This window comes from Serratia symbiotica (assembly GCF_000821185.2).
Classification (GTDB): Bacteria; Pseudomonadota; Gammaproteobacteria; order Enterobacterales; family Enterobacteriaceae; genus Serratia; species Serratia symbiotica.
Genome location: NZ_CP050855.1, coordinates 1083828 through 1098700, shown reverse-complemented (window position 1 = coordinate 1098700; position 14873 = coordinate 1083828). Strand labels below are relative to the sequence as shown.

At 53.4% G+C, this 14873-nt stretch carries 11 protein-coding genes and 3 pseudogenes; 8 read left to right on the top strand and 6 right to left on the bottom strand.

What is annotated here, in order from left to right:
- Positions 1 to 50: 50 nt before the first annotated feature.
- The gene (gene mlc / locus SYMBAF_RS05695) at positions 51 to 1268 is read right to left on the bottom strand and encodes a sugar metabolism global transcriptional regulator Mlc (protein WP_040266057.1); all 1218 of its coding nucleotides are present in this window, start codon (positions 1266 to 1268) and stop codon (positions 51 to 53) included.
- 281 nt (positions 1269 to 1549) lie between these two features.
- Here mlc and SYMBAF_RS05690 point away from each other — a divergent pair, with 281 nt between their 5' ends.
- The 8 genes from SYMBAF_RS05690 (at position 1550) to SYMBAF_RS05655 (ending at position 11987) form a co-directional block, all read left to right on the top strand.
- Positions 1550 to 2815 carry an MFS transporter gene (locus tag SYMBAF_RS05690; RefSeq protein ID WP_173424351.1) on the top strand — a complete coding sequence of 422 codons (1266 nt, stop codon included), beginning with the start codon at positions 1550 to 1552 and terminating at the stop codon, positions 2813 to 2815.
- A gap of 168 nt (positions 2816 to 2983) precedes the next feature.
- Entirely contained in the window at positions 2984 to 4618 is a 1635-nt protein-coding gene (gene sapA, locus SYMBAF_RS05685) for an ABC transporter substrate-binding protein SapA (RefSeq protein WP_040266059.1), read from the top strand.
- Entirely contained in the window at positions 4615 to 5580 is a 966-nt protein-coding gene (gene sapB, locus SYMBAF_RS05680) for a putrescine export ABC transporter permease SapB (protein ID WP_040266060.1), read from the top strand. The genes sapA and sapB overlap by 4 nt, the downstream gene beginning before the upstream one ends.
- The gene (gene sapC, locus SYMBAF_RS05675) at positions 5567 to 6457 is read left to right on the top strand and encodes a putrescine export ABC transporter permease SapC (RefSeq protein ID WP_040266061.1); all 891 of its coding nucleotides are present in this window, start codon (positions 5567 to 5569) and stop codon (positions 6455 to 6457) included. The genes sapB and sapC overlap by 14 nt, the downstream gene beginning before the upstream one ends.
- The gene (gene sapD, locus SYMBAF_RS05670) at positions 6457 to 7449 is read left to right on the top strand and encodes a putrescine export ABC transporter ATP-binding protein SapD (RefSeq protein WP_040266062.1); all 993 of its coding nucleotides are present in this window, start codon (positions 6457 to 6459) and stop codon (positions 7447 to 7449) included. Before sapC ends, sapD begins: the two co-directional genes overlap by 1 nt.
- Before the next feature lies 1 nt (position 7450).
- Complete coding sequence (gene sapF / locus SYMBAF_RS05665) at positions 7451 to 8263, top strand: putrescine export ABC transporter ATP-binding protein SapF (protein WP_040266063.1); 813 nt, start codon at positions 7451 to 7453, stop codon at positions 8261 to 8263.
- A 382-nt stretch (positions 8264 to 8645) separates the two neighbouring features.
- Positions 8646 to 9833, top strand: a complete 1188-nt coding sequence (locus SYMBAF_RS05660; protein ID WP_040266064.1) for a CMD domain-containing protein — start codon at positions 8646 to 8648, stop codon at positions 9831 to 9833.
- 219 nt (positions 9834 to 10052) lie between these two features.
- Positions 10053 to 11987, top strand: coding sequence for an exoribonuclease II (locus SYMBAF_RS05655; protein ID WP_040266065.1), 1935 nt, complete (start codon positions 10053 to 10055; stop codon positions 11985 to 11987).
- Between the two features lie 243 nt (positions 11988 to 12230).
- On the opposite strand, the pseudogene SYMBAF_RS05650 reads toward SYMBAF_RS05655, so the two are convergent.
- The 5 genes and pseudogenes from SYMBAF_RS05650 to SYMBAF_RS17570 form a co-directional block, all read right to left on the bottom strand.
- Positions 12231 to 12686, bottom strand: a pseudogene (locus SYMBAF_RS05650) (recombinase family protein).
- 9 nt (positions 12687 to 12695) lie between these two features.
- A pseudogene (locus SYMBAF_RS05645) lies at positions 12696 to 12800 on the bottom strand (IS1 family transposase); the annotation flags it as partial.
- Positions 12801 to 12949: 149 nt separating this feature from the next.
- The gene (yciH, locus tag SYMBAF_RS05640; RefSeq protein ID WP_040266066.1) at positions 12950 to 13276 is read right to left on the bottom strand and encodes a stress response translation initiation inhibitor YciH; all 327 of its coding nucleotides are present in this window, start codon (positions 13274 to 13276) and stop codon (positions 12950 to 12952) included.
- A gap of 10 nt (positions 13277 to 13286) precedes the next feature.
- Positions 13287 to 14015, bottom strand: a complete 729-nt coding sequence (gene pyrF / locus SYMBAF_RS05635) for an orotidine-5'-phosphate decarboxylase (RefSeq protein WP_040266067.1) — start codon at positions 14013 to 14015, stop codon at positions 13287 to 13289.
- A 197-nt stretch (positions 14016 to 14212) separates the two neighbouring features.
- Positions 14213 to 14358: pseudogene (locus tag SYMBAF_RS17570) on the bottom strand (nucleoside triphosphatase NudI); the annotation flags it as partial.
- Positions 14359 to 14873 lie beyond the last annotated feature (515 nt).

Sequence of the window (14873 nt, the reverse complement as noted above, 5' to 3'; positions counted from 1 at the left end):
CGATGCTTGAGGCAGCTCAATATTTTTATGAATAATAAGAAATTTTGATGTTATCCCTGCAATAGCTGCACCAGCAATGAACCGTTGTACAATGCTTCCTTCACCAGGGCCGCACCGGGCATGGTGCCTTGGTTGGAGAACTGTGTGGCCCCCACCTGCACCTGCTCGCTGTAGGCTGGCAACGACCGCTGGCGAATGCAAGAAGCAATGGCCGGATGCAAAATTTCCGCTGCGCGATTCAGCGGTGATCCCAGCAGGATCTTCTCTGGATTAAACAGATTAACCATCATCGCCAGAATACCTCCCAGACTATAGCCGACGCCAAAGATAATATCTTGGGCCAGATGATCGCCCGCCAGAGCAGCATCGCACAGCGACTCAATGGTCAACGGCAAGCGGTGCAGGCTAGAGTTCATTGACGCGCCAAGGCGCTGCTGAGCGATCTCCAGCAGGTTTTCAATGCTGGCAACAGTTTCCAAGCAGCCGTAATTGCCGCAGTAACAGCGCTTACCATAGGGATCGACCTGAATATGCCCGATCTCAACTAGGCTGTGACGGCCAGTGTGCAGCACGTGGCCTCCAGTGATAATCCCGGCCCCCACATGATGATCAATGACGATCTGAATGACGTTTTGACTGCCACGTGCTGCGCCGAATAGCGCTTCCGCCATCGTCCAAGCACTGATGTCGTGCTGCAAATAGACCGGCAGACCAATGTGAGCCTCTAGCGACGGCCCAAGCGGCATATCCCGTACCGGGTAAAACGGCATGTGGTGTACTACACCAGATGCCACGTCGATAGTGCCCAGCAAGGTTATGGCGATCGCTGTGAGCCGCTCAAGCTTACTTTGGTGGCGGATGAAGAATTGATCGACTGCGCAGAGAATGCGTTTCAACAGTGGGTCGCAGTGTCCGGCAGCCAAGGGGAGATGTTCTTCTACCACCAATTTGCTGCTGAGATCGCGCAGCGACAAAGTAAGGGTGCCACGGCTGATACGGGCAGAAAGATAATGCCAAGCTTCGGGAGCCAGCGCCAAACCAATCGCCGGGCGGCCACGGTTGCTGATGTCCTGACACTCGACTTCCTTGACCAGATGCACTTCCAGCAGTTCGCGCACGATCTTGGTGATGCTAGCCGGGGCCAAATGCGCACGTTTTGACAGTTCGATGCGTGAGATTGGAGCCAACTGATCGATTAGCCGATAAACGCCCCCCGCATTGGCCTGCTTGATTTGGTCGATATACCCAGGCTGCCCAACAGCATTCACAAATCAGCTCCTACTTATTTTCTTTCGCGCTGGTAAATAGAGACTAAAGGCTATGGTGATTTTTTTATCATCCAGCGTCAACTATTTGATTAGTTATGTGATTTACTGCACAAATCCACCGTATTTTCCGCTAAACTTCATCGCTAAAACGTCTATTAATCTATTAGACAAAAAAGGTTCCTCTCCCTATTATTCCATTAATCCATCAGTGTCTGTTTATCTCTCTCCCGATGTTCGGTTAAGGAAATGCTGTGATAACCCCTGTGCGTTCTGCGGCTGTAATGCCGCCAACGCTGGTCGCTAAAAATGATGCGGCGGCTGCACCAAAAGTTAAACGTTCCACCCTCAACAAGCTTCCTTACATTGAACGTGGTACACCTCAATTTATGCGCGTCACTCTGGCGTTGTTCTCCGCCGGGCTGGCGACCTTTGCGCTGCTATACTGCGTGCAGCCGATATTGCCAGTGTTATCGCACGACTTCGGCATTTCCCCGGCACAAAGCAGTCTTTCGCTTTCAGTGTCGACCGGGCTGTTGGCGATCGGCCTGATGTTCACCGGCCCATTGTCCGATGCCATTGGTCGCAAGTCAGTGATGGTGGTGGCATTACTGCTGGCGGCGATCTGTACGTTGATCTGCGCTTTTATGACCAGTTGGAACGGCATTTTGCTGATGCGTGCGTTGATAGGTTTGTCACTGAGCGGCGTAGCGGCAGTCGGCATGACCTATTTGAACGAAGAGATCCACCCCAGCTTTGTCGCCTTCTCAATGGGGTTGTATATCAGCGGCAACTCGATTGGCGGCATGAGCGGCCGTCTGATTACCGGGGTGCTGACCGACTTCTCCTCCTGGCGCATCGCGCTGGCGGTGATCGGCCTGTGCGCTTTGGCCGCCGCCGGTCTGTTTTGGCGCATTTTACCTGCTTCCAGACATTTCCGCGCCAGTTCGCTGCGCCCGCGTACCCTGCTGATCAATTTCAAGCTGCATTGGCATGATAAGGGGATGCCACTGCTGTTTGCTGAGGGTTTCCTGCTGATGGGCAGTTTTGTCACTATGTTCAACTACATTGGTTATCGCCTGCTGACCGAACCTTATCACTTCAGCCAAGCCATCGTTGGCCTACTATCGGTGGTATACCTCACCGGCACCTACAGCTCACCCAAGGCGGGGATGCTGACCTCGCGCTTTGGCCGTGGCCCGGTGCTATGGGTCTCCATCACCATTATGGTGATCGGGATTCTGATCAGCGCTTTGTCACCCGTGACGGTGATATTTATCGGCTTGATGCTGTTCAGTGCCGGTTTCTTTGCTGCTCATTCGGTAGCCAGCAGTTGGGTCGGCATCCGTGCGCGCCGCGCCAAAGGCCAGGCTTCTTCGCTCTATCTGTTTTGTTATTATGCCGGATCGAGCGTCGCTGGCACGCTTGGCGGTATGTTCTGGCACCGCTTCGGCTGGTATGGCGTGGTGGCGTTTATCAGTGCCATGCTGTTGCTTGCCCTATTAGTGGTGCATCATCTGAAACGCCTGCCAGAAGCAGCGCGCGTTTAAGCCTCTTCCGCGTATCATTTCTGTGCGCCAAAATGGCTCCATTTAAAACGCGAAAACGCATTGTGTCATGCCTGAAGAAGAAAACTCAGCCATTTTGCTCAATGGATTGGGCAGATTGTCAGAGTGCGGTACACTAACGCTATTGCTGATTAACCCATGAAGCCTTTTATGCGTGGTTTACCCTGTTGGATATTGTCGTTGAGCTGCCTGGCTACACCACCGACACCCGCCGCCATAACACCGCTACCGGACATACGCCAGAGCGGCTTTGTCTACTGTGTCAGTGGCATACTGCACACGTTTAATCCGCAGAGAGCCAGGAGGGGCCTGACGGTCGATACCCTGGCCGCTCAACTGTATGACCGCCTGCTGGATGTCGATCCCTATACCTATCGGCTGCTCCCTGGGCTAGCACAGAGCTGGGAAGTGCTGGATAACGGGGCGACCTACCGTTTTCATCTGCGCAAAAACGTGCCTTTCCAAACCACCGCCTGGTTCAAGCCGACCCGCAATCTGAATACCGATGATGTGGTGTTCAGCTTCGCCCGCGTTTTTGATCAGAAACACCCCTACCATAACGTCAACGGTGGCGAATACCCTTATTTCGATAGCCTGCAATTCGATGGTTCCGTACAAAGCATAAAAAAGCTGGATGACTCTACCGTCGAAATCCGCCTACAGGCACCCAATGCCTCGTTCCTGTGGCACCTTGCGACCCATTATGCGCCAGTGCTATCGGCAGAGTATGCCGATAAACTGATGCATGAAGGGCGGCAAGAGATGATCGATCGCGAGCCAGTTGGCAGTGGGCCTTTCCTGCTCAATGAATATCGTTTAGGGCAATATATCCGCCTGGTACGTAACGATGTCTACTGGAAGGGGCAGCCGCGCATGCGGCAGGTGGTCATCGATATAGGGGCTGGCGGCAATGGCCGGTTGTCCAAACTGCTGACAGGCGAATGCGACGTACTGGCCTACCCGGCCGCCAGCCAGTTTTCTATTCTGCGCGATGACCCGCGTCTGCGCCTGACATTGCGACCTGGGATGAACATCGCTTATCTGGCATTTAACACCCGCAAACCGCCGCTGAACAATCTGAAAGTGCGCCAGGCAATTGCGCTGGCGATCAACAATCCGCGTCTGATGCAGTCGATTTACTACGGCACGGCGGAAACCGCCGCTTCGATCCTGCCGCGCGCGTCCTGGGCCTATGACAACGACGCACACATCAGCGGATATGATCCAGCCAAAGCACGCGCAATGTTGACACAAGCTGGCATCGAACAACTGAACCTAAAGCTGTGGGTACCAATAGCCTCTCAGCCCTATAACCCTAGCCCACTGAAAACGGCGGAGCTGATCCAGGCCGATCTGGCTCAGATCGGCGTCAACATCACCATAGTGCCGGTTGAAGGACGGTTCCAAGAAGTGCGATTGATGGCAATGAACCACGATTTAACCCTCACCGGCTGGTCCACCGATAGCAACGATCCGGACAGCTTCTTCCGGCCATTATTGAGCTGCGCAGCAATCCGTTCGCAAACCAACTATGCTCACTGGTGTAATCTTAGCTTTGACGATGTGCTTGAAAACGCGCTGTTGTCGCAGCATCTTTCACATCGCATCGACAGCTACCGCCAGGCGCAGAAAATTCTCGCACAACAACTGCCCGTGTTGCCCCTGGCATCATCACTACGCCAACAAGCCTACCGTTACGATATCAAAGGGCTGGTACTCAGTCCGTTCGGTAACTCATCATTTGCTGGGGTGTACCGAGAATCTGCGCAGGAGTCCAAACCGTGATCATCTTTACCTTGCGCCGTATTTTGCTGTTGCTGATCACGCTGTTTTTCCTGACGCTGGTCAGTTTTAGCTTGAGCTACTTTACGCCGCACGCCCCACTAAAAGGTGCAGCAATGCTGGATGCCTATCAGTTTTATTTCGTCAGCCTGCTGCACTGGGATTTTGGCGTCTCCAGCATCAACGGTCAGGCGATAAGCGAGCAACTGCGTGAAGTGTTTCCCGCAACCATGTCGCTGTGCCTGCTGGCCTTTACTCTGTCACTGTTCATCGGTATTCCGCTGGGCATTATCGCCGGGGTGATGCGCGGCAAATGGCAGGACACCGTCATCAGTACCTTCGCACTAGTGGGGTTCTCGATACCGGTGTTCTGGTTGGCACTGCTGCTGATACTCTTCTTCTCATTACATCTCAACTGGCTACCGATTTCTGGCCGCTTTAATCTGCTGTATCAGGTGCAACCGATCACCGGTTTTGCACTGCTCGACGCCTGGTTGTCGGATTCGCCGTACCGGTCTGAGATGGTCGCCAGCGCGTTGCGTCACATGATATTACCGATCGCCGCGTTGGCAGTAGCTCCCACTACCGAGGTGGTACGACTGATGCGCATCAGCACCGATGACGTTCTGAACAAAAACTACATCAAAGCTGCGGCTACCCGTGGGCTGTCGCGCTTAACCATCATCCGCCGCCATGTGCTGCACAATGCGCTACCGCCGATCATACCCAAGCTAGGGTTACAGTTCTCCAACATGCTGACGCTAGCTATGATCACCGAAATGGTATTCAGTTGGCCGGGCTTAGGCCGCTGGTTGATCATCGCCATGCGTCAGCAGGACTATGCGGCTATCTCCGCTGGCGTGATGGTGGTCAGCACCCTGGTGATCACCATCAACCTGTTGGCAGAAATTCTGAGCGCCGCTACCAAACCGTTGAAAAATAAGGCATGGTATGCTCCTCGATAACGTATACCGCGAAAAGAAAATACCCAGCCCGCTGCGTTATACCTGGCGAATATTTTACGGCGATGCACTGGCGATGGTTGGTTTTTACGGCGTGATCGCGCTACTGCTGCTGTCGCTGTTCGGTAGCCTGCTGGCACCTTACACACTGAATCAGCAATTCCTCGGCTACCAATTGCTGCCACCTTCATGGTCGCATCATGGTAATGTCTCGTTTTTTCTGGGAACCGATGACCTTGGACGTGATATTCTCAGCCGTCTGCTGGACGGCACCGCCGCCACTTTCGGTTCGGCGCTGATCGCGACACTCGCTGCCGCCTTTTTCGGGATGATCATCGGTGTGTTCGCTGGTGTCACTCACGGGCTGCGTTCAGCGGTGCTCAACCATATCCTTGATACCCTACTGTCGATCCCTTCGCTGCTACTCGCGATAGTGGTGGTCGCTTTTATCGGCCCCAAGCTCGAACATGCCATACTGGCGGTATGGCTGACACAGTTGCCACGTATGGGGCGCACCATCTATAGCGCCGTGCACGACGAGTTGGAGAAAGAATATGTGGTGGCGGTGCGCTTGGACGGCGCGTCCACACGGCAGATCCTGTGGTACGCAGTGATGCCGAATATCGCCGCCGTATTGGTAACGGAGTTTACCCGCGCGTTGTCGATGGCGATCCTGGACATCGCCGCGTTGGGCTTCCTCGATCTCGGCGCACAACTTCCCTCAGCGGAATGGGGGGTCATGCTCGGCGACGCGTTGGAGCTGGTGTATGTGGCACCCTGGACCGTTATGCTGCCCGGTGCAGCGATCCTGATCAGCGTGCTGCTGGTTAACCTATTGGGCGACGGTATGCGTCGCGCAATCAATGCCGGAGTGGAATAATGCCGTTGCTCGATATCCGCAATCTGACGATTGAGTTTATGACGCCCGATGGGCCGATCAAGGCGGTTGACCGCGTCAGTATAATGCTGAATGAAGGCGAAGTACGCGGCCTGGTAGGGGAATCCGGTTCGGGCAAAAGCCTGATCGCTAAGGCTATCTGCGGCGTCACCAAGGATAACTGGCGCATTACCGCCGATCGCCTGCGCTTCAACGATATCGATCTGCTACAGCTAACGCCGCGTGAACGGCGCAAGCTGGTTGGGCACAATGTGTCGATGATTTTCCAAGAACCACAGTCATGCCTTGATCCTTCCGAGAGCATCGGCCGCCAGATAACACAGGCAATCCCCGGCTGGACTTATAAAGGCCGCTGGTGGCAGCGCTTCAACTGGCGTAAACAGCGTGTCATCGAGCTGCTGCACCGCGTCGGCATCAGAGATCACCACGATATTATGGGCTGTTTTCCCTACGAGCTGACCGAGGGGGAATGCCAGAAGGTCATGATCGCCATCGCCTTGGCCAATCAGCCGCGTCTGTTGATCGCCGACGAACCCACCAACGCCATGGAGCCGACCACCCAGGCGCAAATTTTCCGCCTGCTGGCGAGCCTTAATCAGAACAACAGCACCACCATTTTACTGATCAGCCATGATTTGCAGATGATGAGCAAGTGGGCCGACCGGGTGAACGTATTGTACTGCGGCCAGACAGTGGAGAGCGCACAGTGTGAAGATCTGCTGGCCGCCCCACACCACCCTTACACCCAGGCACTGATCCGCGCCATGCCAGATTTTGGCCGCTCATTGCCGCATAAAAGTCGGCTGAATACTTTGCCAGGTGCTATCCCTCCGTTGGAACATCTGCCGATTGGCTGCCGTCTAGGGCCGCGTTGCCCCTATGCACAGAAGAAATGTATTGAAACGCCGCGCCTACGTTCGGTTAAAAACCACTTCTTCGCCTGCCATTTCCCACTCAACATGGAGGGGCAATAACGTGGAAACGTTGTTGCAAGTGCGCAACCTGAGCAAAACCTATCGCTATCGTAGCGGGCTGTTTCGCCGCCAACACGTTGAGGCAGTGAAATCGGTCAGTTTTACCCTGCGCGAACGTCAAACACTGGCGATCATCGGAGAGAACGGTTCGGGTAAATCGACGTTGGCCAAAATGTTGTCCGGTATGGTGGAACCCTCTGCTGGCGAACTCCTGATTGGCAACCACCCACTGAAATATGGCGATTACCGTTATCGCAGCCAGCGTATCCGCATGATTTTTCAAGACTCAAGTACCTCGCTCAATCCACGGCAGCGTGTCGGTCAGTTACTGGACGCCCCGCTACGCCTGAATACTGACCTAGAGACAACGGATCGCCAGCAACGCATCAACCAGACGTTGCGTCAGGTTGGCATGCTGCCAGACCATGCTTATTACTACCCGCATATGCTGGCTTCTGGTCAGAAGCAGCGCGTCGCGCTGGCGCGCGCGTTGATCCTGCAACCCAAAGTGATCATCGCCGACGAAGCACTGGCGTCGTTGGATATGTCGATGCGCTCGCAGATCATCAACTTGATGCTAGAGCTGCAAGAAAATTATGGTATTTCATATATTTATGTAACCCAACACCTGGGTATGATGAAGCATATTAGCGATCAAGTCATGGTGATGCACGCAGGGGAGATCGTTGAACGCGGTAGCACAGCGGAAGTACTAGCAGCACCACTGCATGAGTTAACCAAGCGGCTGATCACCAGCCACTTTGGCGAAGCATTGACCGCTGATGGCCGGAGGCGTGAGGGAGTCCAGTACTGACGGTGGCCTTCAGCATGCGCCACTTAGAAAACCGGCGGCGGTTTTTGTCGCTATAGATTGGCTAACAAGCTCAAATACAAATTATTTTTTCTTAGATGTCATTATATTTTATTCTCTCCAGTTATTTATTAGTACGTAACATTATTTTATCTCGCTAATATGATCGGTGAGGATATCTACTACGTTGAGTTTCTATAACAACAGGTACCACGCTGATGAATTGCCACTACAATCACCGCTCTGCGTTGTTTCTGCCCGTTTTAGCCGCTTATGGCCACATCCTGACCCGCAATGGATCTCATTGACTCTGTTTTTGCCTTTCTACCTGGTTACCGTTACTGTTTGCAACGGTGGCTGTTGCCGATGATTAAGGATTGCCCCTATGGAACTACGCCGTCAACAACATAACCTCCAGTGGTATCACGAAACCCAGAGTAGCATGAGCGGTGCAACCCCGCTGGAGCCGCAAGCGGCCACCCTCCGCGATCGATTCCTCTTGGGGCTGGGTGCCTTTGCTGACGAAGCGTTGAACACTGCGCTTAGATTACGCAACGGGGTCTTTAGCGCATCGCTCGCCAGTTATCACGTATTATTCCCAGATAAGGTGATCCTTTCACATTCGGTGACATTGTCACTCTATGATCGTCTCAGCACCGCGCTGACTGTCGCACAGGTGACAGGTGTGCAATATCTCTGTAGCCACTACGCCGCCCGCCTCGCCCCGTTGCACAGCTCAGATGCCTCAAGAGAAAGCAATATCCGCCTCGCCCAAATTACCCAGTACGCCCGTCAACTCGCCAGCCAACCTATGCTAATCTGCCACAAAGCGTTGCAACAACTTGGCAATGTCGGGTTAAGCCCGGTAGATATCGTCACCTTTTCGCAGATCATCGGCTTTGTCAGCTATCAGGCGCGGGTGGTGGCTGGCGTGGCCGCCTTGGCTGGGCGGCCGACCGTATCGGTTCCAAGCTTCCCTTATAGTGCAGACGCCGAGGGCATCGCTTTTACAGACCGGGAACTGGCGTGGCAATCACGACTACCGGTAGTCACCGTAGATGAGGCCAGCGCCGAGCAACGTCAGGTGTTGGATCATAGCCCTCCTCAGGTGCACTCAGAGTCTTACTACCTATTGCTGGCGCATGATGCCTCTGCACTGCGCGAGCGCAATGGCGTATTCATCAACATCAACGCCAAGGATGGCGGGTTGCCCGCCCAATTGAAAGCGCTGGCCACGCTGGCGGTATCACGCATTAACGGCAGCCGCTACTGTGCTGCTGCTGTAGCGCAGGATATTCAAGACGCGGGGCTGGTAAATGCGCTGTTCGCCACCCTGACTCAAGGACTGGCAAAAGCGAGTAACCCGGCCAGCCAGGCGGTGATCCGCGTAGTCGCAGACCTGACACATACACCGGAGCAATTCACCTCGCAGAGCGTACAGCCGCTGTTTAGCAGTGGACTCAATCAAGCACAAGCATTGGATGTGATCCTTACCGGGGCGTTCTACGCCTGGGAGAATCGCCTGCGGCAGACATTGGGGGAAACAACGTTCTCAGACAGCAGAGGACGATAAACCTGAAAATGGAGAAATGGCATCGGCATGGATGAATCGAATCGCTAACGAAGGGTAGGTACTCTCTGTCGTGCGCCTAAAATGCCTACCAACCAAACAGGGGAGCTGATATTGCGCACTACTACCGCAAAACCCTGATGTTAGGCTTGCCCGCAGCGGGTGATTAGCGTAAAACTGTCTGCCGTAATATTGCCACTCACAACCCATTCACTGGACGATATGCTTCAAAATAATCCGCTGCTGGCGCAGCTTAAACAGCAACTTCACTCTCAGACCCCACGCGTTGAAGGCGTAGTAAAAGGCACTGATAAAGGCTTTGGCTTTCTTGAGATCGACAGTCAAAAAAGCTATTTCATTCCCCCGCCCTACATGAAGAAAGTCATGCACGGCGATCGCGTGATCGCCACGCTACATACCGAGAAAGAACGCGAATTCGCTGAACCGGAAAACCTGGTAGAGCCATTCTTGTCGCGCTTTGTTGGACGCGTGCAGAAACGTGATAACCGACTGTCTATCGTGCCCAACCATCCATTACTGAAAGAGGCGATTCAGTGTCACCCAGTGCGTACGTTAACTCACACCTTCCAGCCCGGTGACTGGGCAGTGGCGGAAATGCGTCGTCACCCACTGAAAGGCGATCGCGGCTTCAATGCCGATTTGACCCATTTCATTACCGATGCCGAAGACCATTTTGCACCATGGTGGGTGACCCTGGCACGCCACAACCTCGAAAAAGAAGCACCGGAGATGGCCAGCATCAGCGAACAGGAAACCGCGCTGGCGCGTGAAGACCTGACCGCGCTGGATTTTGTCACCATCGATAGCGCCAGCACCCAAGACATGGACGATGCACTGTTCGTTGTGGACAACGGTGATGGTTCACTACAACTGACTGTCGCTATCGCCGACCCGACCGCCTACGTCGAGCAAGGTAGCGCGCTGGACGATATCGCCCGCGTGCGCGCCTTCACCAATTATCTGCCAGGCTTCAACATCCCAATGTTGCCGCGCGATCTGTCCGATAACCTATGCTCGCTGCGCCCGAATGAATGCCGTCAGGTGTTGGCCTGCCGCGTAACTATCGGTGCTGACGGCATGTTGGGCAACGACATTCAATTCTTCGCCGCCAAGATCGAATCGAAGGCCAAGCTGGTTTACGATGAAGTCTCTGACTGGTTGGAAGGTATCGCGGGTTGGCAACCGCCAAGCGAGACCATCGCGCAACAGCTCACCTTACTGAAACGCGTTTGCGATGCACGCAGCAGTTGGCGTCATCAGCATGCGTTGGTTTTCAAGGATCGCCCTGACTACCGCTTTGTGCTGGGTGAGAAAGGCGATGTGCTGGAAATCATTACCGAACAACGCCGCAGCGCCAACCGCATCGTTGAAGAATGCATGATCGCTGCCAACGTCTGCGCTGCCAAGGTACTTCGTGATCATCTGGGCTTCGGGGTGTATAACGTGCATACCGGTTTCGATCCGCTGCTGGTCGAACAGGCGGTTAGCGTGCTACAAGCCAACGGCGTGGAGGCCAACGCCGAGAAACTGCTAGACCTTGAAGGTTTCTGCGAATTGCGCCGCCACTTGGATTCGCAGCCTACCCAGTTCCTCGACAGCCGCATCCGTCGTTTTCAGACTTTCGCGGAAATCAGCACCACCCCAGGGCCGCACTTTGGTTTAGGTCTGGAAGCTTATGCCACCTGGACTTCACCGATCCGTAAATACGGCGATATGATCAACCACCGCTTGCTGAAAGCGATCATCACCCAACAGCCGGCAGAAAAGCCGCAAGATGAGGTTACCGTGCAGATGGCTGAACGCCGTCGCTTAAATCGCATGGCAGAACGCGATGTCGGCGATTGGCTGTACGCCCGCTATCTGCACGATAAGGCGGGTACTGATCAGCGCTTCACGGCGGAAATCATCGATGTTACGCGCGGTGGCATGCGTGTGCGTCTGCTGGACAACGGTGCCGTTGCCTTTATCCCTGCGCCGTTCATTCATGCAGTGCGTGATGAGATACAGTGCAGCCAAGAAACCGGCACCGTGCAAATCAAGGGCGAAGTGGCTTATCGCCAAAGCGATGCCCTACAAGTCACCATCGCCGAAGTACGCATGGAAACCCGCAGCGTGATTGTCCGTCCGGCACACTAACATCAGGCGTTCTTTCGGGAACACATCCAATACCGGCGATGAACATCGCCGGTGTTCTTTGCCCCTTCTGGTTTGCGAAGAAGTATGATGGACAACCTAAAGCACTGTCACATTAACAGAGAAAAATCAAAAAAATCTATGCTACCTGTTTTTCAGGCAGCCAGAAGATAAAACTGTCCTGCTGCAGACAACCCATCCCCGTGTGAAACGTAATATCATGAAAACACCATTTATATATTTTCATCATAAAAGTTGTACAGCCAGAGCCTGCTCATCTTTGTTTAGCGCTTTTGGTCTTCCACCTTTTCTTCCTCTGGCACGAGCAGCCTGAATGCCTACCTGCGTTCTCGCGCACGTCAGGTTGCGTTCAAATTCAGCCTGCGCACCAAACAGATGAAATATCAGCATCCCGGAACTGGAAATGTGTCAACGGATCCCTTAAGGCTTTTTAAACCGATACTGTTCAATAACCATGTCAATCAGGTCTTTCAGCGAACGACTCAGGCGATCCAGCCGCCAGATCATCAGGGTATCTCCAAGACCGGCAAACTGAAGTACAGCCTGAAGCCCCGGACGTTTAGCTTTGGCTCCACTGATCTGGTCTTCAAATATTTTTTCGCACCCTGCCGCCTGAAGCGCATCCCGCTGCAAATTCAGATTCTGTTCATCGGTTGAGACTAGGGCATACCCGACTAACATGATTTCACCTGTTAGCTGGAATACACACCGGCACACACGACAGCGAAAGCGCTCCTGGCCTTTAGGGTTCTGATCATGACGGTAAACCAGAGCAAGATCACAACGGGGACAATGAAATTAACGCTGGCTATGAGAAACCTTAAAAACCCGTATTGTCCCCAGACTCAACCAATTAGAGGCATCACTTGTGAAACATTAAAAATAAACAGGATCAGGATATTCGCTACCGTAAATGACGCGAGAGCACGAGAAAAAATTTCGAACTACCCCCCCACCAGTGTTACCTGCATGCCTTTAGCTACCAACAGTTGCTTGAGAAGGTCACGTTTGTCACCCTGGATTTCAATCACGCCATCTTTGACCGCCCCCCCGCAGCCGCATTTCTTTTTCAGTTCAGCCGCCAGTTTGTCCAAAGCGGCGTCATCCAGGCCAACACCGGTAATCAGGCACACGCCCTTCCCCTTGCGCCCACTGGTTTGACGCTGAATGCGCACTATGCCATCGCCCTTGGTGCGCGGTGATTTCACTTCTTGCTGCTTGATTCGCCCGCTGTCGGTGGAGTACACCAGGCGGCTGTTATCATCGTTCATCAGCTTATCCTCAGGCCAGCGAAGCGCGAATGGCGCGTAAAGTCGCAGCCGGATCGACAGATTGCATAATCGGACGGCCGATCACCATATAATCAACGCCCGCCGCCAGCGCCTGCACTGGCGTCATAATGCGGCGTTGATCGCCAGCAGCGCTACCAGCCGGCCGGATTCCCGGTGTGACCAGTTGAAATGCCCGACCGCAAGCCGCCTTCAGCCGCTGCGCTTCATGGGCGGAACATACCACACCGTCAAGCCCGCAACTGTGTGCCAGACACGCCAGGCGCTCAGCATGCTCTGCTGGGCTAACGTCAATCCCAATACCGTGCAGATCATCCTGCTCCATGCTGGTCAGCACGGTGACGGCAACCAATATCGGTGCATCAGCACCATAGGGCAACAGTGCTTCTTTGGCGGCAGCCATCATGCGCGCGCCGCCGCTGGCGTGGATGTTGACCATCCAAACGCCCAGCTCAGCCGCTGCCGCCACCGCCTGCGCGGTAGTATTGGGAATATCATGAAATTTCAAGTCGAGGAAAACGTCAAAACCGCGCGCATGCAGATCACGCACCAGTTGCGGCCCAAACAAGGTAAACATCTCTTTACCTACTTTTAGTCGGCAATCCTTTGGATCGATACGGTCAGCAAACGCCAGCGCAGTGTCCTTGTTTGCGTAATCCAATGCGACGACGATTGGCGATGATTTTAAGCCAGTATTTTTGATTTTATTCTCAGAATTCATTTCTTCTGCCTTCTGTAAAAAGGATATTATCAGATAGTCACCCGCCAGACTGAACGCCGCATTCTACATGCCAGCCCGCTTGGATCCCAGCCGCAACCTGCGTTAGCCATTATATGGCACAGTTTATGAACGGTAGAGAAGGTTCTACAGGGGGCGTCAAGTCAATCCTTTCTAGGCAGAAGTGATTTCATTATCTCCAGCTCTTCTCTCACTACCCTCCTAAGTGCTGTTTCCAATGTTTCTCTTGGCTCTATCCCCTCAAAGCACCCTGACCCGGAAACACCCTGCGATCAGAAGCCATTTTGCAAAGAAGGTATTGCCCTTCTTTTGAATTCAGGGGTATAACATTATTCTCTGGCCCATTTCATCTCCGCAGCATAGTCATATTATGGATCACCCTATCAGAAATTCGTCAAAGGAAAGGGAATCATATCTCATGCTATAAACTCCCTATTAACCCGTCAAAACTGATTATTCTCACATTTCAGCATGACTTCACTATTCCCAAAAACTGCCGTTAATTTTCTCGTCGTAAAGTTAGGGCCGAACCCATCATCAGACGCATTGGTGAGCCGTGTGGCGTTCAGGACGAGGGTGCATCCGGCGACGGTCAACAACGATGTGGCAACGGCTGCGACCTTTCATTTGAGTGCTGCTTCACAGCAAAAATTTATTTTTATTGATAAATATTATTATTTTAAGTGTAATCTTGATACGGTGCACCTCAGATATTGACAGTGGATGAATTTCGTTGTAGCATCAAATTACTGCGTATATAAACAGTATTCTACTCAAGTATAGCGTCTAAAAGAAAAAAGAATGTGAGTGCTGAAGACGGAAAAAAACCGTCGTCGCCCA

Coding starts and splice junctions, on each gene's coding strand:
- SYMBAF_RS05690 (WP_173424351.1), top strand. CDS start 1,550: ATGCCGCCAACGCTGGTCGCTAAAAATGATGCGGCGGCTGCACCAAAA.
- sapA (WP_040266059.1), top strand. CDS start 2,984: ATGCGTGGTTTACCCTGTTGGATATTGTCGTTGAGCTGCCTGGCTACA.
- sapC (WP_040266061.1), top strand. CDS start 5,567: ATGCTCCTCGATAACGTATACCGCGAAAAGAAAATACCCAGCCCGCTG.
- sapD (WP_040266062.1), top strand. CDS start 6,457: ATGCCGTTGCTCGATATCCGCAATCTGACGATTGAGTTTATGACGCCC.
- SYMBAF_RS05660 (WP_040266064.1), top strand. CDS start 8,646: ATGGAACTACGCCGTCAACAACATAACCTCCAGTGGTATCACGAAACC.
- SYMBAF_RS05655 (WP_040266065.1), top strand. CDS start 10,053: ATGCTTCAAAATAATCCGCTGCTGGCGCAGCTTAAACAGCAACTTCAC.
- yciH (WP_040266066.1), bottom strand. CDS start 13,276: ATGAACGATGATAACAGCCGCCTGGTGTACTCCACCGACAGCGGGCGA.
- pyrF (WP_040266067.1), bottom strand. CDS start 14,015: ATGAATTCTGAGAATAAAATCAAAAATACTGGCTTAAAATCATCGCCA.